The sequence below is a fragment of the Geomobilimonas luticola genome, from assembly GCF_018476905.1.
Taxonomy (GTDB): domain Bacteria; phylum Desulfobacterota; class Desulfuromonadia; order Geobacterales; family Geobacteraceae; genus Geomobilimonas; species Geomobilimonas luticola.
In genome coordinates this window covers 25007-49225 of sequence record NZ_JAHCVK010000002.1, presented here as the reverse complement: position 1 = coordinate 49225, position 24219 = coordinate 25007, and the positions used below count along the sequence as shown (strand labels likewise).

Annotated in this window: 21 protein-coding genes and 1 riboswitch; of the genes, 9 read left to right on the top strand and 12 right to left on the bottom strand. The window is 59.2% G+C overall.

Annotated elements, in window-relative coordinates; translation table 11 throughout:
• Window positions 1-5 precede the first annotated feature (5 nt).
• From KI810_RS06925 to KI810_RS06880, 10 genes are all read right to left on the bottom strand, one after another.
• The gene (locus KI810_RS06925) at window positions 6-752 is read right to left on the bottom strand and encodes a GltB/FmdC/FwdC-like GXGXG domain-containing protein (protein WP_214174784.1); all 747 of its coding nucleotides are present in this window, start codon (window positions 750-752) and stop codon (window positions 6-8) included.
• Between the two features lie 82 nt (window positions 753-834).
• Entirely contained in the window at window positions 835-1956 is a 1122-nt protein-coding gene (locus KI810_RS06920) for a class II glutamine amidotransferase (protein WP_214174783.1), read from the bottom strand.
• A 33-nt stretch (window positions 1957-1989) separates the two neighbouring features.
• Window positions 1990-3267 (bottom strand): NAD(P)/FAD-dependent oxidoreductase, encoded by a 1278-nt coding sequence (locus KI810_RS06915; protein ID WP_214174782.1) that lies wholly within the window; start codon window positions 3265-3267, stop codon window positions 1990-1992.
• Window positions 3264-3713, bottom strand: a complete 450-nt coding sequence (locus KI810_RS06910; RefSeq protein WP_214174781.1) for a 4Fe-4S dicluster domain-containing protein — start codon at window positions 3711-3713, stop codon at window positions 3264-3266. The genes KI810_RS06915 and KI810_RS06910 overlap by 4 nt, the downstream gene beginning before the upstream one ends.
• Window positions 3714-3773: 60 nt before the next feature.
• Window positions 3774-5303: a glutamate synthase-related protein gene (locus KI810_RS06905; RefSeq protein ID WP_214174780.1), complete on the bottom strand. Its 1530-nt coding sequence runs from the start codon at window positions 5301-5303 to the stop codon at window positions 3774-3776.
• Window positions 5304-5770: 467 nt separating this feature from the next.
• Window positions 5771-5968, bottom strand: coding sequence for a DUF1858 domain-containing protein (locus KI810_RS06900; protein ID WP_214174779.1), 198 nt, complete (start codon window positions 5966-5968; stop codon window positions 5771-5773).
• Between the two features lie 74 nt (window positions 5969-6042).
• On the bottom strand, window positions 6043-7347 hold the full coding sequence (locus tag KI810_RS06895; RefSeq protein ID WP_214174778.1) for an aminotransferase class I/II-fold pyridoxal phosphate-dependent enzyme: 1305 nt from the start codon (window positions 7345-7347) through the stop codon (window positions 6043-6045).
• A 24-nt stretch (window positions 7348-7371) separates the two neighbouring features.
• Entirely contained in the window at window positions 7372-7857 is a 486-nt protein-coding gene (gene coaD, locus KI810_RS06890) for a pantetheine-phosphate adenylyltransferase (protein ID WP_214174777.1), read from the bottom strand.
• 62 nt (window positions 7858-7919) lie between these two features.
• Complete coding sequence (rsmD, locus tag KI810_RS06885) at window positions 7920-8480, bottom strand: 16S rRNA (guanine(966)-N(2))-methyltransferase RsmD (RefSeq protein WP_214174776.1); 561 nt, start codon at window positions 8478-8480, stop codon at window positions 7920-7922.
• Window positions 8468-9562: a class II fructose-bisphosphate aldolase gene (locus KI810_RS06880; RefSeq protein ID WP_214174775.1), complete on the bottom strand. Its 1095-nt coding sequence runs from the start codon at window positions 9560-9562 to the stop codon at window positions 8468-8470. Before KI810_RS06880 ends, rsmD begins: the two co-directional genes overlap by 13 nt.
• Window positions 9563-9732: 170 nt before the next feature.
• Here KI810_RS06880 and KI810_RS06875 point away from each other — a divergent pair, with 170 nt between their 5' ends.
• Complete coding sequence (locus KI810_RS06875; protein ID WP_246525357.1) at window positions 9733-10881, top strand: deoxyguanosinetriphosphate triphosphohydrolase; 1149 nt, start codon at window positions 9733-9735, stop codon at window positions 10879-10881.
• Window positions 10882-10920: 39 nt separating this feature from the next.
• Here the strand turns inward: KI810_RS06875 and KI810_RS06870 are convergent, their stop codons facing one another.
• Entirely contained in the window at window positions 10921-11109 is a 189-nt protein-coding gene (locus tag KI810_RS06870) for a ferredoxin (RefSeq protein ID WP_214174773.1), read from the bottom strand.
• A 162-nt stretch (window positions 11110-11271) separates the two neighbouring features.
• Window positions 11272-11348, top strand: a riboswitch (cyclic di-GMP riboswitch).
• Window positions 11349-11452: 104 nt separating this feature from the next.
• Here KI810_RS06870 and KI810_RS06865 point away from each other — a divergent pair.
• Window positions 11453-12022 (top strand): YXWGXW repeat-containing protein, encoded by a 570-nt coding sequence (locus KI810_RS06865; protein ID WP_214174772.1) that lies wholly within the window; start codon window positions 11453-11455, stop codon window positions 12020-12022.
• Between the two features lie 125 nt (window positions 12023-12147).
• On the opposite strand, the gene KI810_RS06860 is transcribed toward KI810_RS06865, so the two are convergent.
• The gene (locus KI810_RS06860) at window positions 12148-12501 is read right to left on the bottom strand and encodes a hypothetical protein (RefSeq protein ID WP_214174771.1); all 354 of its coding nucleotides are present in this window, start codon (window positions 12499-12501) and stop codon (window positions 12148-12150) included.
• Between the two features lie 210 nt (window positions 12502-12711).
• On the opposite strand from KI810_RS06860, the gene KI810_RS06855 reads away from it, so the two are divergent.
• The 7 genes from KI810_RS06855 to KI810_RS06825 all read left to right on the top strand — a co-directional run bounded on the left by KI810_RS06855 (window position 12712) and on the right by KI810_RS06825 (window position 24211).
• Window positions 12712-14373, top strand: coding sequence for a PAS domain-containing sensor histidine kinase (locus KI810_RS06855; protein ID WP_246525355.1), 1662 nt, complete (start codon window positions 12712-12714; stop codon window positions 14371-14373).
• Window positions 14370-15794 (top strand): sigma-54-dependent transcriptional regulator, encoded by a 1425-nt coding sequence (locus tag KI810_RS06850; RefSeq protein WP_214174770.1) that lies wholly within the window; start codon window positions 14370-14372, stop codon window positions 15792-15794. The genes KI810_RS06855 and KI810_RS06850 overlap by 4 nt, the downstream gene beginning before the upstream one ends.
• 344 nt (window positions 15795-16138) lie before the next feature.
• The gene (locus KI810_RS06845) at window positions 16139-17818 is read left to right on the top strand and encodes a hypothetical protein (protein ID WP_214174769.1); all 1680 of its coding nucleotides are present in this window, start codon (window positions 16139-16141) and stop codon (window positions 17816-17818) included.
• A gap of 29 nt (window positions 17819-17847) precedes the next feature.
• Window positions 17848-19026 (top strand): hypothetical protein, encoded by a 1179-nt coding sequence (locus tag KI810_RS06840; protein WP_214174768.1) that lies wholly within the window; start codon window positions 17848-17850, stop codon window positions 19024-19026.
• Between the two features lie 377 nt (window positions 19027-19403).
• Complete coding sequence (locus tag KI810_RS06835) at window positions 19404-21398, top strand: Ig-like domain-containing protein (RefSeq protein WP_214174767.1); 1995 nt, start codon at window positions 19404-19406, stop codon at window positions 21396-21398.
• 57 nt (window positions 21399-21455) lie between these two features.
• Window positions 21456-22859: a multicopper oxidase domain-containing protein gene (locus KI810_RS06830; protein WP_214175176.1), complete on the top strand. Its 1404-nt coding sequence runs from the start codon at window positions 21456-21458 to the stop codon at window positions 22857-22859.
• A 41-nt stretch (window positions 22860-22900) separates the two neighbouring features.
• Entirely contained in the window at window positions 22901-24211 is a 1311-nt protein-coding gene (locus tag KI810_RS06825) for a multicopper oxidase domain-containing protein (RefSeq protein ID WP_214174766.1), read from the top strand.
• Window positions 24212-24219 lie beyond the last annotated feature (8 nt).

Sequence of the window (24219 nt, the reverse complement as noted above, 5' to 3'; positions counted from 1 at the left end):
TTCCACTACCGCGGCATGGGGCAGTAGAGATTGCCGTAGGGGCGCTTGCTCCTGGGAAGGACCTTGACGAAATTTTCCCTGAGGATCTCCTTCGCATCGAGCTTGAGATCCCTGCAATACTCCTTCACATACCCTTCCAGCTCCTGCCGGTCCTCGCCGGTCAGCTCGAACACACCCACCTCACGCGACAGCTTCGCTTCGTCGACCCCACCCCGTACAAAGATGGTACCACCGTGCATTCCCGTACCGAAGCAAAACCCGTGGAGCGGTTTCGCGGGGTCGTCACTGAACATCCCCAGCAGCACGAGCACGCCTCCCGCCATGTACTCGCCGAAAAAATCGCCCGCCTTGCCGCCGGCAATGAGAACAGGCTTGTTCTCCTGGTAGGATTTCATGTGGATGCCGACCCGGTATCCCACATCCTTGAGGATATGGATCCGCCCCCCCCGCATACCGTAACCGAGGACGTCTCCCGCGTGGCCGTGGACGACCACCTTTCCCGCGTTCATGGTGTTGCCGATGTTGTCCTGGGCGTTGTCTCTGACAACGATGGTCGCACCGTTCATGAAGGCCCCCAGGTCATTCCCCGGCACCCCCTTGATGGTGATGGTAACCGGCCGGTTGATCCCATCGCCGATGAAATACTGCCCGTTGACGTTGACCAACTCGATCTTGTCGGCGCCTGATGCAACGGCGGAACGGATCTGGTTGTTCAGGTCCTTGTAATAAACGCCCTGAGCGTCGATTTTCATGGTGTATGCTCCTTACGTCGCAGGTAGAGGTAGAGGTAAAGGCGAGACTTTTCTTTACCTCTACCTTTACCTTTTCCTGTAGTTAAATGACTCCCGGATTCAGCCGGGCGATGACCGGTTCTCCACCGCGGGGCGACCAGACCCGGTCGGGCTGGGAGCATATCTCGCGGATTGCCGCCTCTTCAGACGCCATATAGACGAAATCGTCCTTGGTGGCGCAGACCAGCGGCCGAAGCTTGACCCGGTCGTTGAGACCGATGAGTCCCTCGTTGCTGGCAAAGAGGATGGCAAAGGGACCGTTCAGGAGACCGCTGCCGTATACCTGGCGGATGGCGGTCAGCAGCTGGCGTTCGTCCTCGGGAAGGGAGTCGATCATGTCCCAGAAAGGCGCAGCCAGGGCCATGCTGGCCAGTTCCGGCGACAGACCGTGCTTGCGGATGAGAAGGTCGAGCATGTACGCAACCACCTCGGTGTCGGTAAGCATGGTGCAGAGGTAGCCGTACATCTCCAGATAGCGCTTGTTGATGCCATAGGACGATATCTCGCCGTTGTGGACGATGGACCAGTCCAGAAGGGTGAAGGGGTGTGCGCCGCCCCACCATCCGGGGGTATTGGTCGGGAAACGGTTGTGGGCAGTCCAGATATGGCCGCTGTAATCCTCCAGGCGGAAGAAGTCGGCGATCTCTTCCGGATACCCCACCCCCTTGAAGGCCCCCATGTTCTTGCCGGACGACACGACAAAGGAACCCTCGATCTCGTTGTTGATCCGCATGACGTGGGTGACAATGATGTCCTCGTCAGTCATGTTCTGGAACTCGCGCGCTTCTTTGTATTCCGCCGTCTCCAGCGGCTTGACGAAGTAGCGCCGGAATGCCGGTGGATTGGTGATCGCCGCATTCCGCCGGGTCGGGATCTCCTCGTGATGGTCGATAAGGAAATGCTCGGCAAGGTACTCCTCCGTCAACTGGAGGGCCATACCGCTTTCGTACATGAGGTGGAAGGCAAAGAACTCCTTGAAGTCCGGGTAGATGCCGTAGGCGGCAAAACCGCCCCCCAGGCCATTCCCGCGATCATGCATAAGGGCGATTGACTTGATGATGACGCTTCCCTCCACCAGTTTGCCGGACTTGGAGATAAAGCCGGTCAGACCGCAGTTGGAGATGTCCTTTTCGAATCTATGGGTTGGCTTCAGGTTATTCTTCATGGGTTCCTCTATGGTTTTCTCGTTAAAGCCCGATCAGGCGACTTTGCCGTAGGGGGCGAACAGGGTGTTCCTGATTTCCTTTGTCAGGTGAATAATGCCGAAGTCGGGAGCCAGAAGCTGCTCCTTGAACGGCGTCACGTCGACCTTCTCCCGGATCAGGCCGGAGAATATGCCGGCCCGGTCCACCTGGCCCACCAGGACGGCCCCGACCAGGCGGTTGTCCTGCAGCACGATCTTGCGGTACTGGTAGTTCTCCATGTCCTGATAGGTGAGGATATCGAATTCCTTCGGTTCCAACGGATTGGTAATACCCATGGAGATGGTCGGAACCTTGAACAGCTCGATGGAGTTCATGGCCAGGCCACCGCCGTAGGTCTTCTTCCCCCCCGCCATGGCGGTACCGGCCACGTCACCCTGGATATAGGCGTCCGGCCAGATCGGCATGGGGTTTTTCTGGCCGGAGAAGAAGTCGCTCGCCTCCGCCACGTCACCAGCGGCATAGATACCCTTCACCGAAGTTTCCATGGTGTCGTTCACCACGATCCCCCGGTTCACGTCCACCGTGCTCCCCTTGAGGAACCCTGCGGCCGGGCGGACACCGATGGCCACTACCACCGTGTCGCAGGAGATATAGTCCCCCGACTTGAGGGTGACACCGCTTATCCGCGCACCCTCCCCTTCGATCCGCACTACCGTGTCCTCGGTAATGACGTCGATGCCGTTGGCCTTCATCTTCTTGGCCACCACCCGCCCCGCGGGACGGTCGAAAGCGGCGGACAGTATCCGGTCTGCCAGTTCCACGATGGTTATCTGCTTGCCGAGGAGGTGAATCCCTTCGGCTGCCTTGAGGCCGATGAGCCCCCCGCCGATCACTACTACCCTCTCCATGTCGGCCGCGATCCCCTTCAGTTTCTCGGCGTCATCCCAGGTGGTGAAGGTAAAGATCCGTTCCTTGCCGGCAAGCCCCTCGATGGGGGGGACGAACGGATCGCCGCCGGTGGCGACGAGGAGCCTGTCGTACCCGATAGTATCGCCGGCTGCAAGCTTCACCTGTTTCCTGGTGCTGTCAACCCCGACCACTTCTGCATCCAGAAGGAGGTTTACCCGGTTCTTCTCGTAAAAATCCTCAGGCAGGTAGGCCATCCGTTTCTCGGTTATGAGCCCGCCGAGCAGATAGGAGATGAGGGGTCGGCCGTAAGCGATGTGCCGCTCACGGGAGATGACGGTGATGTTCCCCTTGTCGTCCACCCCGCGAATGCCACGAATGGCGCCGACTGCAGCGACCGAATTGCCGATGATCACGTAGTTCATTTCTGGCTCCCCTCCTTGTACACCAGCGCCCGGTTGGGACAGGCATCCACACAGGCGGGGCTCTTCCGGTCAGGGCAGAGGTCGCACTTGTTGGCCTTTTTCTTCGCAAGGTTCCGCTGCACGGCTCCGTAGGGACAGGCCATGACGCAGGACCAGCAGCCGACGCACTGCTCGGTGTCGATCCGCACTACTCCCGCATCGTTCTTCTGGATTGCCCCGGAAATGCAGGCCCGCAGACAGTCGGGTTCATCGCAGTGGCGGCAGGTGGTAGAGAGGGAAATCACCCCTCCGTCCAACTCCTCCACCGTGCAGCGTGAAATGGAACGGACCGGCTCATGGAGAAAGGCCCGGACCGGGTCCTTGGACTGGGAATGCTCGGTTATGCACCCCACCTCGCACAGGTGACAGCCGATACATGCATCTTCTATGGTGTAGATACGTTTCATGCTCTTCCTCATAGTTCGTTTAACAGGTCCCATGGGACCCATAAGTCACATAGGTCCTATTTATTCCCCGGCCGGCATGACCCCCAGCAGGTTCATGGCCTGATCCGACAACCCCACGGCCCGCAGCTTGTACCGGTTGCCGCGCAGCGACTCCAGCGCATTCAACCCCATCCCTCCGAGGATTTCCTTCATCTCGTGCCCCCAGGCGTGAACCAGGTTCACCAGCCGCTCCGCGCCGATTTCCGGGTTGAGCCGCTTGGCGAGGTACGGATTGTTGGTGGTGATTCCCCAGGGGCATTTGCCGGTATAGCAGCGCTGGCAGAGGGTGCATCCCAGGGCGAGGAGGGTGGATGTTCCCAGGTTGATGGCATCGGCACCCAGGGCAATGGCCTTGATGGCATCGCTGGAGTTCCTGACGCCACCACCGACCACGATGGATACCTGGTTGCGGATACCCTCGTCCCGCAGGCGTGCATCCACCGCCGCCAGAGCTAGTTCCATGGGGATACCGACGTTGTCGCGGATCACCTGGGGGGCCGCGCCGGTACCACCGCGGAAACCGTCGATGGTGATGATGTCCGCACCCGCACGGGCGATGCCGGAGGCGATGGCAGCCACGTGATGAACGGCGGCGATCTTTACCGACACCGGCTTCTCGTAGTTGGTGGCTTCCTTGAGGGCATAGATCAGCTGGCGCAGGTCCTCGATTGAGTATATGTCATGGTGCGGCGCCGGCGAGATGGCATCGGAGCCGATGGGTATCATGCGGGTCTCGGATATCTGGTCGTTGACTTTTTCCCCCGGCAGATGGCCTCCGATTCCCGGTTTGGCACCCTGCCCCACCTTGATCTCGATCCCGACCCCGGCATTAAGGTACTGCTCGCTGACGCCAAAACGCCCCGAGGCAACCTGTACGATGACGTTCTTGCCGTACTGGTAGAGGTCCTTGTGAAGTCCACCCTCGCCGGTGTTGTAGATGGTGCCGAGTTCTTGGGCAGCGGCAGCCATCGCCTTGTGGGCGTTGAGGTTAAGGGCGCCATAGCTCATGGCGGAGAAGATGAAGGGGTACTCCAGCTTGAGCTGGGGAGACAGCTTGGTCGCCAGCTTCGCCTTGCCGGTTTTCTCGTCCCTGACGACTTCGACGACGTGGGGCTTCTTCCCCAGATACGTGCGGAGCTCCATCGGCTCGCGGAGCGGATCGATGGAGGGATTGGTCACCTGGGAAGCATCGAGGAGGAGGTGATCCCAGTAGATGGGGTACTTGGCCGGGTTACCCATGGCGGCCAGAAGAATCCCTCCCGTATCGGCCTGGGCGTAAAGGTTACGGATATGGGCACTGGACCACGACGCGTTTGCCTTGAAACTCTCCTCGTTGGACCTGATGGTAATGGCGCCGGTCGGACAAAGGGCCGAACAACGACGACAGCCGATACAAAGGCTGTTGTCCTCAGTCAGGGCATCCTCGCCAGAAAGATAGGCATGGACATCGTAGGCGCACTGCCTCACGCAGACCTTGCAGCGGATGCACTTCGCATCGGCCCGGTCGATGAGGAACTCGTTGAATGACTCGTTAACACTTTTGTAGAGCACCTTGCAACCTCCGTATGCACCGCGGAAACTCTCCGCACTGCTGACAAATCTACAGGATTCCACTACTGCGATTTGCGTGCCACACAGAAGCAACACAGCAAGCCATGCCACAACAAGCTGTAATTGTTGATTGTTTTATACTGCATCCGAAATCTGCCGTCCAAGACACATCATTTACCACGCCACTGCTCCCCCCTTTGCAGGAACAGTGAGTACTCACACAATGTAATTTTTACGTACACGAATTACACACTATAATCTAACTGTCAGAGCAGTCAACAAACGACAGGAAAAATGGTGGCATCACCTAAGGGCATAATCTATGGAAGTGGGTAGGGCGGATAGGAGGAACGGCACTAAAGGAAGGTAACTGCAACGTAAAGAGGGGGTAACCAGGGGACTCCGGATAACCATCGGACTGATGAAATACCACGGGCAGCGATTGCCTCGTTAATGGAACCTACGGTCTATTGTACCCCTGCGGCCCGGTTGAGATCAGCAAGAAGCTCATCGACATCAACCTTGTGGACACCTGCTCCATGCCCGATTTCCTCAAAGTCGGCGATCTGGCAATCGCTGCACTCCAGGCCGAAGCGGGCAAAAACCTCCACCGTCTGGGGATAGCGGCGCATTATTTCACCAATCGTCATCTCTTTCGTAATCATGTGAGCTCCCTGCTGCAAGGGTGGGGAGACCGAGTCTCCCCCCCTTGCTCATCAAGCTGCCCGAAACAGGATGATCAGGCCAGGTCCTGCACCCCTTGGTAGATGATGTCGAACAGTTCAGCGATATCCTTCTCCTCGATGCAGGAGAAGGCGATACGCAGGTCGGTCTTGCCGATGGAAATGCCGCCGACGCCGTATTTTTCAAGGATGTGGACCCGCAGTTTCTCGGCATCGACGGTCTTCAGCTTGAGGCACATGAAGTAGCCGGAGTTGAACGGGTAGTAGGTCCAGGCGGAATCGTACTTGCCGCTGTTGAGCACTTCCTTAACCTTGAGAGCACGCCCTTTCAACACCTGGAACTTCTCCTCCTTCTGTTCGAGGAATTTCGGGGAGCGGAGCGCCTCAATGGCGAAGGTCTGGGAAGGATGGGGGCAGTTGGAGATCCGGGCACGGATGATCCCCATGGCCTTCTTCTCCAGAGCGGTCATGACCCGCTCGTTCTCGAAGCTGTTGCCGTCGGCGAAGGTGATGAAGCCGGTCCGGAAGCCCCAGACGAACTCCTCCTTGGTGGCGCCGTCAAGCTTGACCGCCAGGATGCGCGGGTGGAGGTTGGCGAGCTTGCCGAAGAGCGACTCCTTCAGGCTGTCCTCGTAGAAGAGGCCGAAGTAGGCGTCATCGGTGACGGCGACGACGTTGCAGCCGCTCTCGGCGACCTCCTTGATGGCGGCGACGATGGCGTCACCTTCGGCGACAGTCGGGGTGTAGCCGCTCGGGTTGTTGGGGAAATTCAGGATGACAACGGCTTTCCCCTTTTCCTCGGCACTGTTTTTCAGCTCGGCCTTGAAGGCGTCGACGTCATAGCCGCCGGCCACGGTGAAGGTAGGGAACTTCCGCATGACGGCGCCGGAGCAGGTGCCGAAGGTCAGGTTGTAGTTCCCCCAGAGCATGTCCGGCAGGATCACATGGTCGCCGTTGTCGACGAACATGTCGGCAACGATGGAGAGGCCGTGGGTGAGGGCGTTGGTGACGATCGGGTTGCTGAAGTGCTTCCCCTGCTGGCTCGGATTCTCCCGCAGCTGCTTCTCCCGCCACAGTGCCCGCAGTTCCGGCTTGCCGGCCGGCGGCGCATAGGGGTAGATGTCCTTCGGGTCGAAGGCGGAGAGCTTGTCCTGAATGCACTGGAGGTACATCGGGCCGCCTTTTTCGGTGGCAATCCCTATGGTGGCGTTGAATTTGTGGGCCTTTTCCTTGGCTTCAGCCGACTGGGTAAGGATTCCCTTGGGAAAGAAAAGGTTCTTGCCCAGGTCGGACAGCATCTCCAGCACATAAGGGTTGCTCTGTTTGAGCATCTCGTTGAGTTCTACGGCTAACGGATTCATGCAGGGTCTCCTTGTTTGTGAGTGTTATGATGAAAACTTGTTGATAAGCGCTTGCTTGACGAGCGGCGGCACCAGTCCGTCCACCGGACCGTGCAGGGAGCTGACCTCCTTGACGATGGACGACGAGAGGTAGCTGTAGGGAACGGAGGTCATCATGAAGAGGGTTTCCACATCCTGGGTGATGCTCCTGTTCATCTGGGCGATCTGGAATTCGTATTCGAAGTCCGACACCGCCCGCAGCCCCCTGATGATGACTGTGGCCTGCTGGGCGCGGACGTAGTCTACCAGAAGGCCGTCGAAGGTGTCAACCTTGGCCCGGTCGTTCCCCTTCAACACTTCCCTGATGAGCTCGATCCGTTCCTCGATGGTAAAGAGGGCATTTTTCGTGGAATTTTTCGCCACGGCAATCACCACGCTGTCGAAAATCCTCAGACCTCGATTGATGATGTCCAGGTGACCGAAGGTTATGGGATCGAAGGAACCGGGATAGACGGCAATTTTTCGTGGCATGCTCATCCTTTTCCATACATAAGTACTTGAATTGGGACGACGTGAATGCAGACCCACGGGGGCTATTCCTCTAGGGAAAAGAACACCAGTGCGGTATCGCCGTACACACGCCGGTCGAACCGGACAAGCCTGTCAAAAGCATCCGGCAGATCCTCCCGACTGGAAACCTCCACCACCACCAGGCTGCCGGCATGGAGCAACGGCGAACCGGCCAGGCTGTTGAGGACTTTTTCCGCCAGACCCTGGTCATAGGGGGGGTCGAGAAACACCAGGTCGAACAGCTCCCCTTCTTTTTCGAGCATTCCCAGGGCCGTCACGGCATCCCGCTCGATGATGCGCCCCCGTGAATCAAACCCGACAAGGAAGAGATTTTTCCTGATAAGCGCTACGGACTCCCGGTGGCTGTCAACGAACACCGCCATGCCGGCCCCTCTGCTGAGGGACTCGATGCCGAGGTTGCCGGTCCCCGCGAAGATATCGAGCACCCGGCAGCCGGGAAAATCGACCGCACCGGCCAGAATGTTGAACAGTGCCTCCTTTACCCGGTCTGCAGTTGGCCTTACCCGGTGGTTCGCCGGGGTGAAAAGCCGGCGCCCCCGGGCGGAACCGCTTATGACCCGCACTGCCCGCTCCCCAGCAGCCGTCCAAGCTTGCCGGCGCTTCCCACGGAACGGAAGGCGGTAATAAACTCCTTCGCCTCCCGGTACGCCATCTCCTGGATCTGGCGGGCGTTCTCTTCCGGAATGGCGTCGATCTCCGCCTTGAAGACGCGGGTCGCGTACTTGATGTCCTGCCGGTTCTCCCTTGCCCAGTGACGCATGGCGTCCATGAGATCGAGGGGGAGCCCCGCATGGGCCACATTCTGCCAGAGGGTGCCGATATTTCCCTTGCGGACCCCGTATTCGGCAAGCTTCCCCACAATTCTCAGGGGGGTGCCGGTGATGCCGTGCTGCACCAGACCGGCAAGGCCTGCCGCAACGGCAACGTCGTAGATGGCCCTGGTTCTCTCCAGATCTATGCTCACCATCTGTCCGTCAAGATAGTTGCCCGTCTTGGACCCATTGTCGATGGCCAGAAGCTGGGGTCGCACACCCCTTGCAGCAAGGGCGGCCAGGAACTCCCGCGCTTCCTCCACTGTCGTCAGGTTTGACTCGCTCCCCACCGGCCGCACTTCCCCCAGCTCCACTTCGAGGCCGAAACCCGCTTCGCACACCGGCCGGGCGAGACGTGACACGATATCGATATTGGCGGCAAGGGAATTGAAGGACGCATCGATGGCAAAGGAGGTGAACCCCGCCGCAATCTGGGCCGTCAGGAGCCGTTCGGATTCCGCGAATTCTGCAACATCAGTGGTTTTTACCGTAATATGGTCGCCATGGATAAGGAAAGGTTTGGTAAAACCGCACTGTTCGGCGTACTCCGTCACCGTAGCGAAATAGAGCTCGGGGGTCTGGCCGGTATAGCCGCCGTCTACCCCCCCCTCGGTCCTGGTCAGTTCGAATGCAACAACGGCATCAAGCTCCTCTGCAGCACGCAAGATACCGGGAATGACATGCTTTATCCGGGCATTGCACGCCATGATGATCTGCTCTTCGCCCGCAAGGGCGGCAAAAACCTCCCGGCCGTTGAGCAGACACACCCCGCTCTGCGTCCCCAGTTTCTTCCTGATTGTGTCGGGAACCCGCTCCAGCAAACGGTTTGTCATTGCTTCTCTACCATTGGATATTTCCTTAAGCATTCTTAAAAAGGTTTTAAATTTATCATGCTGCCTGAAATCGAGTCAAGCAATCTTTGTTGTTGACACCCCTCACGGGGCGGGTTTAAATACGACTCCGCACAAGCGTGACGTGTAGATACAAGTTCGGGGAGATGCCCATGATCTCGACTGCAGCCGTGGAACGGCCTGACCTGGCCGCGTACGCCGCCCGGAGTGTCAACTCCCTCGGGAGAAGATACCCCGAAGAATTGCGCGACGACCGGCCTGCTTTCGAACGGGACCGGGACCGGATCATCCATTGCGCCGCCTTTCGGCGCCTGGAGTACAAGACCCAGGTATTCGTCAACCACGAAGGGGATTACTACCGCACCCGCCTCACCCATTCACTGGAAGTGGCCCAGATCGGCAAGGCCATTGCACGCAGACTCAAACTCAATGAGGAGCTCACGGAGGCGCTGGCCCTTGCCCACGACCTCGGACACACCCCCTTCGGCCACACCGGAGAAGAGGTACTCAACCGCCTCATGGAAAGCCACGGCGGATTCGAGCATAATCTCCAGTCCTTGCGGGTCGTGGACGAACTGGAGGAAAAATATCCCGGGTTCAATGGTCTCAACCTTTCATGGGAGGTGCGGGAGGGTATCATCAAGCACTCCTCCCCGTACGACCGTCCCGTGGAGATCATTGCCGACTTCAAGCCTGGTGTCGTGCCGACAATCGAGGCGCAACTCATCAATTTCGCCGACGAGATCGCCTACAACAACCACGACATCGACGATGGGCTGAAATCCGGCTACATCACCCTCGACCAGCTGCAGCAGGTGGAATTGTGGCAGGAGGTCTACGGCGCCGTCTGCACAAGATACCCGTCTATCGATGCCGAGCGCAAGAAGTACCAGACCATTAGCGCCCTCATTGGCACGTTCATCAACGACCTCACCGTCACCACACTGGCCGCCATCGCCGAAGCCCGCATCGAAAGCCTTGACGACCTGCGCAGGGTCAATCGGCCGATGGTCAGCCTGAGCCCCGGCCTGGCCAGGAAGAACAAGGAGTTGAAACGGTTCCTGCTGGAGAACCTCTATCGTCATTACAAAGTCGAACGGATGAGGGTAAAGGCGGAACGTTATCTTTCACATCTGTTCGAGGCATACGTCAAGCACCCTACCCTTCTACCCCGCAAATACCTGCGCAAAATGGAAGTGGCGGGGCGGGAGCGTGTCATCTGCGACTACATCGCCGGCATGACCGACCGCTACGCCCTGGATGAGTTCAAACGTCTGTTCGAGCCCTACGAACGCGTGTGACCGGAGCGAACTACGGCCCGCCCCTTTCCCGGAACCGACTCAAGCCTTCCAGTGTATAGCCCCAACCGGGCAGCCATCGACGCACTCCTGGAGCTTTTCTTCCGGCGCGCCGAGCGGATTGTACGCTTCCGACTTCCCCCCTTCGAAGCGGAACACTTCCGGCAGCAGTGACACGCACAGTCCGCAACTGATGCATTCATCACGATCAACCCAGACAGTCCTGGCCATATACGACAACTCCTCTCGTTCACGAATTGACACCTGCCTGCAGTCTATACTATGCCACGGAATCCGCGAAAAGCACGTTGCGCATACCCCGCCACGAAAACCCTTGACTTCCGCCGTTAACATAGGCTATTCAGAACATCGGAACGCCACCGTACCGTGGATACACGATAATACTAAACCACCCGCGAGGGTGGGACGGAAAGCCTACAGGGTCTCACGAAGACAGCCGGGTTGCCGAAATATCTTTAACAGGTATACACCGGCAATGCGGCTTTTTTTGTGACATCCGCAAGCCCCACGTTCCCGGCGACGGGAACGATTCCATCCAGGAGGTTATCCAGTCATGAAACGTACGTTGCTAACCGTTACCCTTACCTTCTCGCTTGCCGCCAGCGCCGCCTTCGGGGCAGATGTCGGCTTCGACATCAATATCCGGGGAGGGTCGCCCCTGCCGCCGCCACCACCAGTGTATGCACCGCCACCACCAGTCTATGCTCCCGCCCCCCCACAGATCATCATCCAGCAACCGCCGGTGTTTCTCGCCCCCCCTGAACTCGGCTTTCACGTTGCCATCGACATTCCCTACGACATGGTGTACATCTCCGGCCGCTATTATCTATACAACGGAGGCACATGGTTCCGGGGACGGAGTTACAACGGCCCGTGGGTCGTAGTGTCCGACCGGCATCTCCCCCCCGGCCTGCACAAATACCGCTATGAACAGATCCGTCATTACCGGGACGAGGAGTATCGCCACTACCGCGACGACCGCGAACATTACCGGGGGAAATACTTCCGTCCCGACAAGGCGTGGAAGAAGCACCGCAAGGAAGAGTTGAAGGATGAAAAAAAATGGGAAAAGGAAGAGCGGAAGCGCCATGGGAAAGAAAAGGGACGGGGGCACGACGACTGAGCCATCGCCCGATCTTTCGTATCAATGTGTCGTGCAAAGGGACCGCAGGAGCGGTCCCTTTTTGCGTATCGATTCCTTCATCCAGGCATCATTCAGGATTGCAAAAACAGGTGAATGTAATTGCGTTACAGACGGGGGAACCTATGTGCTGTTCCCTGCACGAGCAGTGCGAAGCAGGAATCCTGCCGCGCCCAGGGTAGCGGGAGCTTGCTGACGCCGCAGTCAGCGGTACAGAGCAGAGAAGGGACCCGAACGTGAAGGTAGGCGGCATGACAGAAAAAGTTTGCGTGGTGCCAGACCTCACGAGCCGTTTCACCCAGTCGGGCAGAGGCGCCGCAATGGGGACACAAGAGTGGGCCGCCGTGGGTAAACTCGACATAAATATCCATCCGCTTTTCCTCGTCGGAAAAATCGATTCCGGATATCCTCCATGGTGAGGAGAGCCCGAGGGTCGCAGCGATGAGTGATGTCTCGGCCATGTTAAGCTAGTACCCCGACAAACGGACATGATTGATGCGAGGTATTTTTACACAAACCATGCCACCGTTTTCTCGGCGCACATACTCGCTCCAACCTGCAGACATAACGGAAGATTTATACGAACCCCCTTCTAGTTGAGGGGTGTAATATTTTTTAACCCATAGACAGCAAGAACCGGTAATGCTGTGTAATTACAGGATTGACAAGAAATGTCAGCCCATGGCACAGTGCAACCTTCCCTTGCAGCGCTCCCCGGGGAGGGGCGGGAAACCGGATACCAGATGAACTTCATGAAAAACTGCGGAGCAAACCAGGATAACAGAGGTGGTTGGCGGGAGAAGCTTTATCAAACTCCCTCCCGGCTGATAGTCGTCATCGCCCTCGCTATCTTTATCACCGAGATGGGTGTAATGGTAGTCCTCCATTTCTTCCCGGCAACGCCGCAACTCCTCACCATGGTCCTGGATTCGATAATCCTTCTTATCTTTCTAGCCCCCATTCTCCGCTCCTTTGTCTTCAAACCCCTGGAAAACCAGATCGAACGGACAAAACTTTCAGAGGCAAGTCTGCTGGAGTACAAACTCAACCTAGAATCGCTCGTAGACGACCGGACTGCCCGACTTACTGCCGCCGTAAAGAATCTGGAGACGGAGATTGCGGAGCGGACCAGGGCCGAAGAAGCTCTCCAGAAGAGTGAAGAACGTTTCCGGCAGCTATTTCAGCAGACTGAGGATGCCATAATTCTATTCAAGCCCGGCTCATGCCGGATCATCGACATCAACCCGGTGGCAGAGAAACTCTACGGATTCACAAAGCAGGAGCTGTTCGTACAAGGTCCGTCCTGTTTCGTGAAAGAACCCGACCTGGAACGGTTCTGCGAGATCATGACGGCGGTGACCAGGGAAGACCGGCTCCAGATCGACCGGATCAACCATCTGCGCAAAGACGGTAGCGAAATCGTAGTGTCCATCCGGGGGAAAGTGGTTACCATCCAGAACGTTGATCTGGTCTACTGCTCGATCCGGAACATCTCGGCGCGAATACGGCTCGAGGACGAGACACGCCTCATCCAGGCAAAACTCATTCACACCAACAAAATGGCCTCCCTGGGAGTGCTTGTAGCCGGCATCGCCCATGAAATCAACAACCCCAACAACTTCATTCTGATAAACTCCGAGATCCTCGGAAGGGCCTGCAAGGATATCTATCCGATCCTCAGGAAAGAGTGCGAAACAAACGGAGATTTCATGGTGGGAGGAATACCCTGTTCACAGATGATCGAGCACTTCCCCGAAGTTGTTTCGGGCATACGGGACGGCTCCATCCGAATAAGGGACATCATAAACAACCTCAAGGACTTTGCCCGGAATGGGACGTCAACCCTCAGCGACCGAACGGACCTTAACCGGGCGGTGTCCGTGTCGGTTTCCATCCTCAACCACCAGATCAGAAAACACACCCGCAATTTCAGACTTGATCTGGCAGAGTCCCTCCCCCCCGTTACGGGGAACGCACAGCAACTGGAACAGGTAATCATGAACCTGATCGTCAACTCGCTCCAGTCTTTGCCCTCGGAGGAGCAAGGCGTTACGGTCACCACCTTCTTCGATACCGAACATAACTGGGTAGTCTTGAAGGTCGCCGACGAGGGACAGGGGATTCCCGACGACATCGCGGACCGGGTGCTCGATCCATTCTTCACCACCCGCCTGGATAGCGGCGGTTCGGGGCTCGGCCTGGCAATCTGCTATTCGATAGTCCGGGATCACAAGGGACAACTCGATTTCGAGTCCCTCCCCGGAAAAGGGACCACCTTTACCGTCCGCCTGCCGGCGGCACTTTGCAAAGAACCGGGGGATACCGAGATATGAGCAATGATCACCTGCCTATCGTGCTGGTCGATGACGAGGAAAACATCCTCAAGGCATCGAAGCTTATCCTGCTGGGAAACGGATATGGCAACGTCGTTACCCTGAGCGACAGTCGCGCACTTCTCCCCTTTCTGGCTGAACATGGTGCAGCTGCGATCGTCCTTGACCTTTTCATGCCCCATCAATCGGGACTCGATCTCCTGCCGCTCATCGCAGAACGCCATCCCGATCTCCCCGTTATCGTCATGACTGCGGTAGACGAAACCGAAACCGCCGTCAACTGCATGAAGGCGGGGGCCTTCGACTACCTGGTCAAACCGGTGGAGTCGGGACGACTCCTTTCTTCCGTCGCCAAGGCACGGGAAATAGGTTCTCTCTCCCAGGAACTTTCTTCCCTCAAGGAATGCCTCCTCGAAGACCGGCTCGACCATCCCGAAGCATTCTCCGCCATCGTCACCGACAGCAAGAAAATGCGGGCGGTCTTCCAGTATCTGGAGATCACCGCCCGGTCCCGCCAGCCGATCCTTATCACCGGCGAAACCGGCGTGGGAAAGGAGCTGTTTTCTAGGGCGGTGCACCAGCTGAGCGGGCTCAAGGGGAATTATGTGGCGGTGAACGTCGCTGAACTCGATGACAACATGTTCTCCGACACGCTCTTTGGGCACAGAAAGGGTGCTTTTACCGGGGCCGACCAGCCCCGGGAGGGACTCATCGCCAAGGCAGCCGGAGGAACCCTCCTCCTCGACGAGATCGGCGACCTGAACGGTGCGTCACAGATCAAGCTCCTGCGGCTCCTTCAGGAAAGGGAGTATTATCCCGTCGGCTCCGACGTGGCGCGCAAGAGTGAAGCGCGTATCGTCTGCGCCACGAACCGCGACCTGCGCAAACGGATGGAGGAAGGGAAATTCCGCAACGACCTTTTTTACCGTCTCTGCACCCATCAGGTCAGAATTCCCCCCTTGAGAGAACGGATGGAAGACATTCCGCTCCTTCTCGATCATTTTCTCGCTCTCGCGGCGCAGGAATTGGAAAGAAAGAAGCCAACCCCCCCTGCAGAACTGGTGACGCTGCTCGCGGTCCACACCTTTCCGGGAAATGTGCGCGAATTCCAGGCCATGGTCTTTGACGCCGTCGCGCGCCATACCGGCGGGGTCCTTTCCATGGAAAATTTCCGCAGGGTGATCGTTGAAAGCGGGGCGTCATTGCCCCCCTCCCACCCCCGTGAATCCTTGTCCGACGACCCCCTTGTCTCCCTTTTCGGTCGGTTTCCCACTGTCCGTGATGTGGAGGAATACCTGTTCGACGAGGCGATGAAGAGGGCCGGTGGCAACCAGGGAATCGCAGCGACCATGCTCGGCATCACCAGACAGACCCTGAACAAGCGTCTTCAGCTCAGGAATGACAATGAAGTACCCTCGTGACCTGACGATCAATTCTGTCCATTAATTTCACACCGTTGCCCCTTGGCTTAACCCGGACCATCCCTTCCGACCTCTGTAAAATAGTTTTACATACACGACCCTTCCACTCCCACCATTCAAGCTGCCTGTTCCGCGCCATTCCGGCTCCCCGGCACCCGTCGTCCAGGTGCGGCGCGGGCATCCCTTTCCCCTCCCCCCTGCATCATAACAATCCGAAATGTCTCGACAATTTACACTTTAACAAGGTTGGCATGATACATGGATAGTAGTCGAGCATTGGCGAAATCCGCCAGACGTCTCCCTAAGCTGAAGCACTGAATATACAACTAACAGGAGGATCGCGTATGAACAGGGCACTCAAGATTTTCGCTCTTCCAACCCTATCGCTTGCGCTGACGTTAGCACTGACGTCTTCACCAGCGCAGAGCGCCGACGTGAACGCCGCAACCGCGCTCACAGCAGGACCGGTCAACGTTGCAAACGGTTTCCCCACCTGGTACCGGGACACAACCAGCCTCGCACTCGTGCCGTGTCTCTCCCAGGCTGCTTCCCCCACGGGGGGGGCGGGGACGATCATGTGCGTGCTCCCCGTCGCCGGCGATGAGGTCCAGTTCAACCCGGCACTGCCGGTGACGTTTCCCACGCCGCTCAATTTCCCGAGCGAACCGTTCTACTTCATCGCCGAAGGATTCCTGGGAGGCGCAAAAGGAACGGCGCCCCTGACTGACGGTAGCAGCTTCGACTACAGGGCGGCCACCGAAGCGGCATTCCTGAACGGCGTCCAGCAGGGTCAACAGATCACCTTCACCCGGACACGGATAAGAATGGATGTTGTCACCCCCGGTGATTACCGGATCACTCATCCCTACGGAGTCAGGGAATTCGGCAATGTGACCGCGGGGATCAAGGCCATCAACTTCACCGAGGACCTCGGCATCGGCGCCACCGGCGGACCGTTTGCCAACCTTGTCCCCCCAAACGTAAATGTCGGGCCTTTCCTGGCCTGGGACGCTGGCCAGCCCATCATTGTCGGCAATGAGCGCTTCATAGGCGACCCCAACATCCCCCACGCCGTCACAGGGAGTCCGGCCGGCACCAACTTCATCAGGGTGGAGGTGGACACGGTTACCGACGGGACATTCAACCCCGCAACGTCCGTCATTCTCGGGGAGACAAACCTCTTCACCGTGGCGGGCAAAAAGATCGGCATCGACGTGACCCCCTTCCCGGCCGCTGCGCCGGTTACGGCCCTGGTCGGAACGCCGGCCACCATCCCCTTCACCGTCACAAATCTAACCAGCACCCCCGTTGGGCTGACAAATGCCGGACTCTTCTCCTTCGCGGGAACGAACGCCACCGATTTCTCCGTCGTTCCCGGAACCGATACCTGCACCGGAACGACCCTCCAGGCCCCACCCGCCACCCCTTCCAGCTGTACCTTCCAGGTGGCATTCAATCCGGCTGCGTCCACCACTGCCGCCAGGAACGCGACAATAGCCATCACCGCCGATGATGCGGTAAATGCCCCGCCGGTTTCAGTCGCCCTCTCCGGCACCGCACAATATGCCCTTACCATCGAAACGGCGACCAGCGTGACATCCGGCGGCACCCGCGTCGCGGGAACGGTCATCCCGGCACCCGGAACGGTCAATGTCAATGCCGGCGCAAGCCAGCAGTTCACCTTCACTCCCGAAGCGGGCTACTTCCCCCGGGTGCTCGTTGACGGTGCGTTCCAGAGCGTCTCCAACAATACCCTCACCCTCTCTTCCCTGGGAGCTAACCATCTCGTCAACGTCAAATTCGTCCGCAACGGCGACGTGGTTGAAGACGGTACGATCAACCTGACCGACGTCCTTAAGGCACTCAGAATCGCGGTGGGGATGGTGCAGCCGACTCCAGAAGAACGGGTCGCCGCGGACGTGGCCCCTCTGGTTGCGAACGCGGTCAAGCCGGACGGCAAGGTGAATGTGTCCGACGTGCTGGTGCTCCTGCGCCGCTCCGTCAATCTTGACCCGGTCTGGTAATGCAATTCAAACGAAAGGGTGGTGAAACCATGAACACACGATATTTACTGGCATTGACAGTATCCCTCTCTCTCCTGGCGCTGTACGGTTGTGGTGGCGGAGGGGGAGGAGGCAGCACCCCCGTTGCGACGGTCGTGTCCGGAGTGGCTTCCAAGGGGCCCATCAGCGGCGGCACGATAAGAGTATTCGCCATCCAGAACGGGGTGGTCAACCCAGCCCCGCTGGGAAGCGGCACAACCGGGACCGACGGTTCCTATGCCGTAAACATCGGAACCTATTCCGGCCCGGTGCTGGTAGATATTACCGGCGGAAACTACACGGACGAAGCGACCGGAAGCACGCTCCCCCTCGGCATCAACCTCAGGGCGATGGTCCCTGCCGCTGTCGGGACCGTAACGACAGCCGTAACGGCCCTCACTGAAATGGCCGTCCAGAAGGCCCTGGCAGCCGGCTCTCTCACCGATGCGGCTATCCGCGTAGCGAACAACGATATCGGATCCCTCTTCGGGGTGAACGACATCGTCGGCACCTTGCCGATTGACGTCACGACAACCGCTTCGGCCACGGCGCCCGCACCTCGCCGGGAGTACGGCATGGCTCTCGCGGCCGTTTCCCGATACATGCAGAACACGGGAAGGAGTCTCGGCCAGTCCGTCACCGACTTCAGCGGTCCCGTCACCGGCCAGCTCCTGATAGCACTGGACACCGCTCGCACCACCTTTATCCAGAGCGCCAGCAACAAATCGGGGATTACCGGAAACACTACTGCCAGCAAGGCGACCCTGAAAATCTCGTCTGCAGGCACCCTCACCCCGCCTGCCCGGATCGGAGGGGTGGAAGTGGTGGTGAATCTCCCTCCCGGCATTTCGGTTCCCCTCATCGATGCCGTCACCGGCGAAGTGGATCCGGCCGCCGTGTTCATCTCCGGCGTTGCCGTGACGACCGGCACCAACGCACCCCAGTTCACGGCACGTTTTGCACCGGCCACCGTGACGAATCCGGCCACCATCAAGCTGGTGCTCGTGAACATAGCCGGTTTCGGAACGGGAGAATTCGCAACCATGAACCTCAACAAAACGATCGGCAGCGTGGCAACCCCTGCCCACTTCGTTCTGACCGGCTTCACTGCGGTGGACAGCGTCCTCACGGGGGGAAGCCTCGGAGGTGTCATTCCCGGCATCACCTCCACGTTGACAGCTTCATTCTGACGGCCACCATCTGAAATATGAGCGGAGGATGCCGCGACGCATCCTCCGTTTTTTTTTGCTCCGTTGCCACCTTCGCTTCAGGAGAACGCAGAACTGGCATTGTAAAAAAATCTTACACCCGACAGTTTCGCAATAGACGTAACCACCCGTAGTCGTTGATTAAATTACATCGAGAGGCCAACCTTTCTTTGCGGTGGCTTTCACCCCTTTACCCCGAGGTCCCTGTGTTACCGACATGCAACTGTCTTGAATTACGCCGATTTGCGGATTGATTTGCCCGTGGCACACCTTGTGTAATTGTGGAGATGCAAAGGGTGCAAAGATGTTTCCCCTTCGGGGATGAAGCCCGACGACTGATCGGAAGGAGAAAACCTTTTATGCAGGAACTGAAACAAACGGTGCCTGTAGCAATCATGCTGTTACTCCTTGCCAGCGGGCCTGTGCGGGGAGAGTTGGCCGCCGTTTCGGGCAAGCCGGCACCACTGGCCCCCAACGCTCTGACCGAGGTCTTCGCCGGTGGCAACCCGGCGAACGTTGCGGTAAACCTCGCCCACGGCTTCCCCGTCTGGTACCGGGACACCAACGGCGTAAAACTGGAACTCTGCCTCGACAAACCGGTCATTGCCGCCAACGGCATCGTTACCCCCTGTATAACGGCTGAGCCATTTCCGTCGAACCCCTTCTCCTTCCCAGGCAACTTCGGGGCAGAGGCTTTCTGGTGGAACGCCACCGCCGTCGGCACCTATTCGAGCCTTTCTAACGGCACGCCGGCTGTCGGGGGCGACATCCTGGTGGTGGCAGCTCTCGAAGCGGCATTCGGCAATCCCCTCGGCATCCCGGAGGAAGACCAGCAGGTGGCCTTCGGCCGGATCAGAGTAAGAATCAATGTTCCCGTTGCTGGCACCTATCGACTGACACATCCCTACGGGACCCGCGACTATGTCGTGGCGCCCGGCGACCTGGGAACGGGAAGAGAGATCATCCAGACCCAGGACATCGGCATCGCAACCCCCTTGGACTTCACCCAGGCCCTTGCCAACGGCCCCCTGCCGCTTTCTCCGCCGGCCCCTACCCCTCCCAACGTGAGCGTCGGCATAGTCGACCAGACGGGACGGAGCATCGGACCGTTCCTGACGCCTGTCCTCTCTCCTTTCGACCCGGTGATCCGTGCCGGCGGTCCCCTTTCCGTGAACGGTTCCACCTATCTCGCCGAACCGGGAACCGACGCAGTCCCGATCATTCAGGGAGTGACGGCAGCACCCGCCGCTGCTCCTTTCGGCAACGCCGTTACCCTGGAACTACTTAACCCACCGGCCGGTTTCATCCTGAATGCCGCAAACGGCACCCAGACCGTCACCATCGACCGGTTCCAGGTGATGGGAAAGCTGTTCAATGACGGTCCCAACGTGAGACCGTCGGCAGTCGCGGACAAGGCGGCGACCCCCCGCAACAAGAGCGTTTCCATTGACGTTGTGCGTAACGACACGGATCCCGTCGGTACCGGAAACGTGCATGGCATCAACCCGCAGGCGCTGGGGGTTCTCGCGGCCAATGGCGCCATTGTCCGCTCTGCCCCCCTCGTGACCTCAAAAGGTGGCCTTGTCGTTCGCACCACCAATCTGGCCACTGGCAAGACGACCTTTACCTACACTCCGGCGACCGGCTTTACCGGAGAAGACAGCTTCAGCTATGTGGTTCAGGATACCGGCGGACTCATCTCCGAGCCGGCCGTCGTGACCGTTATGGTCGAGGACCTAGTCGCTTCGCGGGCAGAGTTCCGCCCCCGTACGGGGAGGTGGCATCTGACGGGAACCAGCACCGATGTGGACGCAAACAGTGTGACCATTCACGGGGGACCCCGTGCTTCCCTTGCGGGAGCGACCGGGGCGCAAGCCGGCATCGGACTCAGGGCAAGCGACACCGCCATGGAATTCCGCCTGAACGTTGACACCATGCCGGCCTCCGCCATAACCACCATCGACCTGCGGCTCACCACCCCCGACGGTCCAGCCCTCTTCACCCTTTACGACAGCGCGTTCGACGGGCCGTTCACCACCCTCTACGCCGGCACTCTCACCCCTGCCAACCTTCAGCCGCGACCGGTGGAAGGGGTTTCAAGCTTCGCCGACGCAGTGGCGAAAGTGCTGGACGGCTCCGTCTACGTCTCGATCCGTACGGCAGCAGCGCCCGGCGGTGCCGGAGAACTGAGCGGCCGGATCATCCGCCCCCTCATCGGCACGGCGGCCGTAAGAAACAACGGCACATGGTCGTTCCGCGGGCCGGCCAGGGTGAGCCCCGGCCCGTTCGCATCGGTCAGTATCACGTCCGCCAACGGGATAACCCTTAAAGCGGTGCCGGTCGGAATGCGCTGAGCACTTTCAGCCTCCCCGGGAGGCCAGTGATTCACTCTGTACGGAAGGAGTATCGGCATGACAATTTCACGAAGAGATTTTCTCAAACTCAGTTCGAGCGGCCTGGCGGCAGTGGCTCTCGGCACCGCGGGATTACAGCTTTTCTGGCGCGGGAGCGAAGCGGTCGCCGCGACGCAGGTCCTCAACCTTGAAATCGTCGAGGCACTCCACGAGATGACCGACAAGGTGCAGATTCCGGTCTGGGCTTTCCAGATGGCAGGAGACGTTCCGCGAGTCCCCGGCATGGTCATTGCGGCCGTCGAAGGGGACGAGGTGGATATCCGCATCACCAACCGGCACAGCGTCGTCCACGGTTTCAGCATCCCCGGAATCCCCGCCGCCACAACAACCATCAACCCCGGCGCAACGGTCAACATCCGGTTCCCGGCCCCCCCGGCCGGCACCTACCTCTACCTCGACCACCTGAACGCCCCCCTCAACAGGGTCATGGGACTCCACGGCGCTTTCGTGTCGATGCCACGGATACCGTTCACCCCCTATTCGAACGCGACGAGCAACGTCACCAAGCTCTTCGAGCATTTCGGCACCACGAACCACTTCCCCGGCAACCCCTGGGACCCGGCCCGCTCCTGGATATGGCTCGTCAACAGTTACGACCCGGTCAAGAACGCCCAGGCCGCGGCAAACCCGGCCATGAGCGGCGCCACCTTTGCCGGCAACTACGTCCCCCAGTACTTCACCATCAGCGGCAAGAGCGGATTCTTCGCCTCCCACGACCCCCACATCGCGGTTTCGGGCCGCGTAGGGCAACCTGCCCTGGTCCGCTGCCTCAATGCGGGACTCGTATGGCACTCCATGCACCTGCACGGCAACCACGTCTACGTCCTGACCGACAGCAACCTGGGCAACGGCGGGCTGACCGTACAGCAGAACCTGATCCTGGTGGACGTGTGGAGCCTCCCCCCCCTGTCGGGCAAGGATGTCGTCATTCCGTTCATCAAGCCACCGGATATCCCCGACGAGACCTGGAACCGGATGATCAGCGGGGTGAGCGACGAGGTATTCCCCCTGGACTTTCCCATGCACTGCCACACCGAACCGTCACAGACCGCCGCAGCGGGAAACTATCCGAGCGGGCTCCTCACCCACTTCATGATCGAGGGGAACATCAGCGCCGGCGACGCTACCATCCAAGTCGAGAAGGCGGAGTTGAGAATCAAGTTCGGCAAGCTCACCCTCAAGGGGACCTGTTCCCTTCCCGCAGGCTCTATCCTGGAGATCTACGCGGGGGGAGCCGTCACTCCCCAGAGCCAACTGGTCGGCAGGACAACCGTCCAGGTGGGCGGCATCTGGACATTCAGCGGCCGCGCACTGCGGGCGATTCCCTCCCGCTCGGTAAGCATCACCGCACAGAACAAGGCAAATCCGCAACGGCTCGACGTACGCCCTGTCATACGGTAAACCGCGTTGCCAACGAGAAGCCCTGAAAAGGAGACAGCACCATGGCAGTCATACCCCGCGATAGAGACCACCACTTGAACGAGGCTAACTACGACGAGATGATCCAGTTCTGGCAACACGGCGTGGCCCAGCCATCAAGCATGGCACTAATGGACCCCAACAATACCAAGCCCGGTTTCGAGCTCCCTCCCAACAGGCTGCTCGGTGAGGCGCCATCCCCCAACGACCGGCGGATAAGCATGTTCAGCGCCAATTTCCGGAACAACGTCCTTGCCCCCATTGCGGACCCTCTCTCCCTCCTGCCGACCCCTGACCCCCTCCCGGTCCCCGCACGGACTTTCACCCGGAGCAATGTCGCCGGAGGCGGCGTGCTCCCGGTCCCCTATGCAACCAAGGGGGGACGACTCTCCATGGAGGTATGGGGATTCAACGAAACGGGGAACACCAACGTCCCCTGGTTTCCCGGCACCACCATCCGGGTGAGGGAAGGCGAACTCGTCCATTCCCACCTCGGTCCCCGCTTCGGCAGCCACACCATCCACCACCACGGCATCGAGCCGACACCCATGAACGACGGCGTCGGACATGCGACCTTTCTCGTCGGCGGCGGCGGCTACACCTACCAGTGGATCGCCCCCCCCGCCGGAACCTATTTCTACCACTGCCACAAGAACACCGTGCTCCACTTCGAGATGGGGATGTACGGCCTCCTCATTTCCGACCCGGACGTTCCCGGAGCCCCCTTCCTTGACGGGCGCTCCGGCATGGTCTACCGGCAGGACAGTCTTAGGAACTACGACAAGGAAGTCCTCTGGGTCATCGACGACATGGACAGCCGCTGGCACGAGGACGTCATAGCCATGGGGCATAGCGCCGGCATCGGCAGGGTGGGAAACGAGTTCATCACCAGTGCCGACAACACAGATGTGAACCTGCATCGCTTCGACCCTGATTTCTTCCTGGTTTCCGGCGTCTTCGCCAGCCCCGTCGAGCAGAACGTCATCACCCACCCCGCGGTCTCGCCGACCGTGACGAGGGGGGAAACAATCCTCTTCAGGGTATTGAACGCCGCCTACACCGTGGTGACGGTCCGCTTCCCCTCACCCCTCAACCCCGAAGTGATTGCCATGGACGGCCGGACCCTGGGACGCACCCCCTTCGTGCAGTACGCCAACCCCTTCGGGCTTTCGAGCCTCGGCGGCGAGATGAGACTTTCCACCGCCCAGCGCTGGGACCTGCTGCTGAACACCTCCGTCCCTGCCGGAACCTACAGCGTCACCATTGAATACCGGCACTGGGTGACCCAGGCACTGCTCCGCACCGTAACCGTTCCGGTTGTCATCACGAGCTGACGCACGAG

What these genes read in the sequence shown, in the direction of transcription:
- KI810_RS06925 (WP_214174784.1), bottom strand. Translation starts at nt 752, where the DNA reads ATGAAAATCGACGCTCAGGGCGTTTATTACAAGGACCTGAACAACCAG.
- KI810_RS06920 (WP_214174783.1), bottom strand. Translation starts at nt 1,956, where the DNA reads ATGAAGAATAACCTGAAGCCAACCCATAGATTCGAAAAGGACATCTCC.
- KI810_RS06915 (WP_214174782.1), bottom strand. Translation starts at nt 3,267, where the DNA reads ATGAACTACGTGATCATCGGCAATTCGGTCGCTGCAGTCGGCGCCATT.
- KI810_RS06910 (WP_214174781.1), bottom strand. Translation starts at nt 3,713, where the DNA reads ATGAAACGTATCTACACCATAGAAGATGCATGTATCGGCTGTCACCTG.
- KI810_RS06900 (WP_214174779.1), bottom strand. Translation starts at nt 5,968, where the DNA reads ATGATTACGAAAGAGATGACGATTGGTGAAATAATGCGCCGCTATCCC.
- KI810_RS06895 (WP_214174778.1), bottom strand. Translation starts at nt 7,347, where the DNA reads ATGAATCCGTTAGCCGTAGAACTCAACGAGATGCTCAAACAGAGCAAC.
- coaD (WP_214174777.1), bottom strand. Translation starts at nt 7,857, where the DNA reads ATGCCACGAAAAATTGCCGTCTATCCCGGTTCCTTCGATCCCATAACC.
- KI810_RS06880 (WP_214174775.1), bottom strand. Translation starts at nt 9,562, where the DNA reads ATGACAAACCGTTTGCTGGAGCGGGTTCCCGACACAATCAGGAAGAAA.
- KI810_RS06875 (WP_246525357.1), top strand. Translation starts at nt 9,733, where the DNA reads ATGATCTCGACTGCAGCCGTGGAACGGCCTGACCTGGCCGCGTACGCC.
- KI810_RS06870 (WP_214174773.1), bottom strand. Translation starts at nt 11,109, where the DNA reads ATGGCCAGGACTGTCTGGGTTGATCGTGATGAATGCATCAGTTGCGGA.
- KI810_RS06865 (WP_214174772.1), top strand. Translation starts at nt 11,453, where the DNA reads ATGAAACGTACGTTGCTAACCGTTACCCTTACCTTCTCGCTTGCCGCC.
- KI810_RS06860 (WP_214174771.1), bottom strand. Translation starts at nt 12,501, where the DNA reads ATGGCCGAGACATCACTCATCGCTGCGACCCTCGGGCTCTCCTCACCA.
- KI810_RS06855 (WP_246525355.1), top strand. Translation starts at nt 12,712, where the DNA reads ATGTCAGCCCATGGCACAGTGCAACCTTCCCTTGCAGCGCTCCCCGGG.
- KI810_RS06850 (WP_214174770.1), top strand. Translation starts at nt 14,370, where the DNA reads ATGAGCAATGATCACCTGCCTATCGTGCTGGTCGATGACGAGGAAAAC.
- KI810_RS06845 (WP_214174769.1), top strand. Translation starts at nt 16,139, where the DNA reads ATGAACAGGGCACTCAAGATTTTCGCTCTTCCAACCCTATCGCTTGCG.
- KI810_RS06840 (WP_214174768.1), top strand. Translation starts at nt 17,848, where the DNA reads ATGAACACACGATATTTACTGGCATTGACAGTATCCCTCTCTCTCCTG.
- KI810_RS06835 (WP_214174767.1), top strand. Translation starts at nt 19,404, where the DNA reads ATGCAGGAACTGAAACAAACGGTGCCTGTAGCAATCATGCTGTTACTC.
- KI810_RS06830 (WP_214175176.1), top strand. Translation starts at nt 21,456, where the DNA reads ATGACAATTTCACGAAGAGATTTTCTCAAACTCAGTTCGAGCGGCCTG.
- KI810_RS06825 (WP_214174766.1), top strand. Translation starts at nt 22,901, where the DNA reads ATGGCAGTCATACCCCGCGATAGAGACCACCACTTGAACGAGGCTAAC.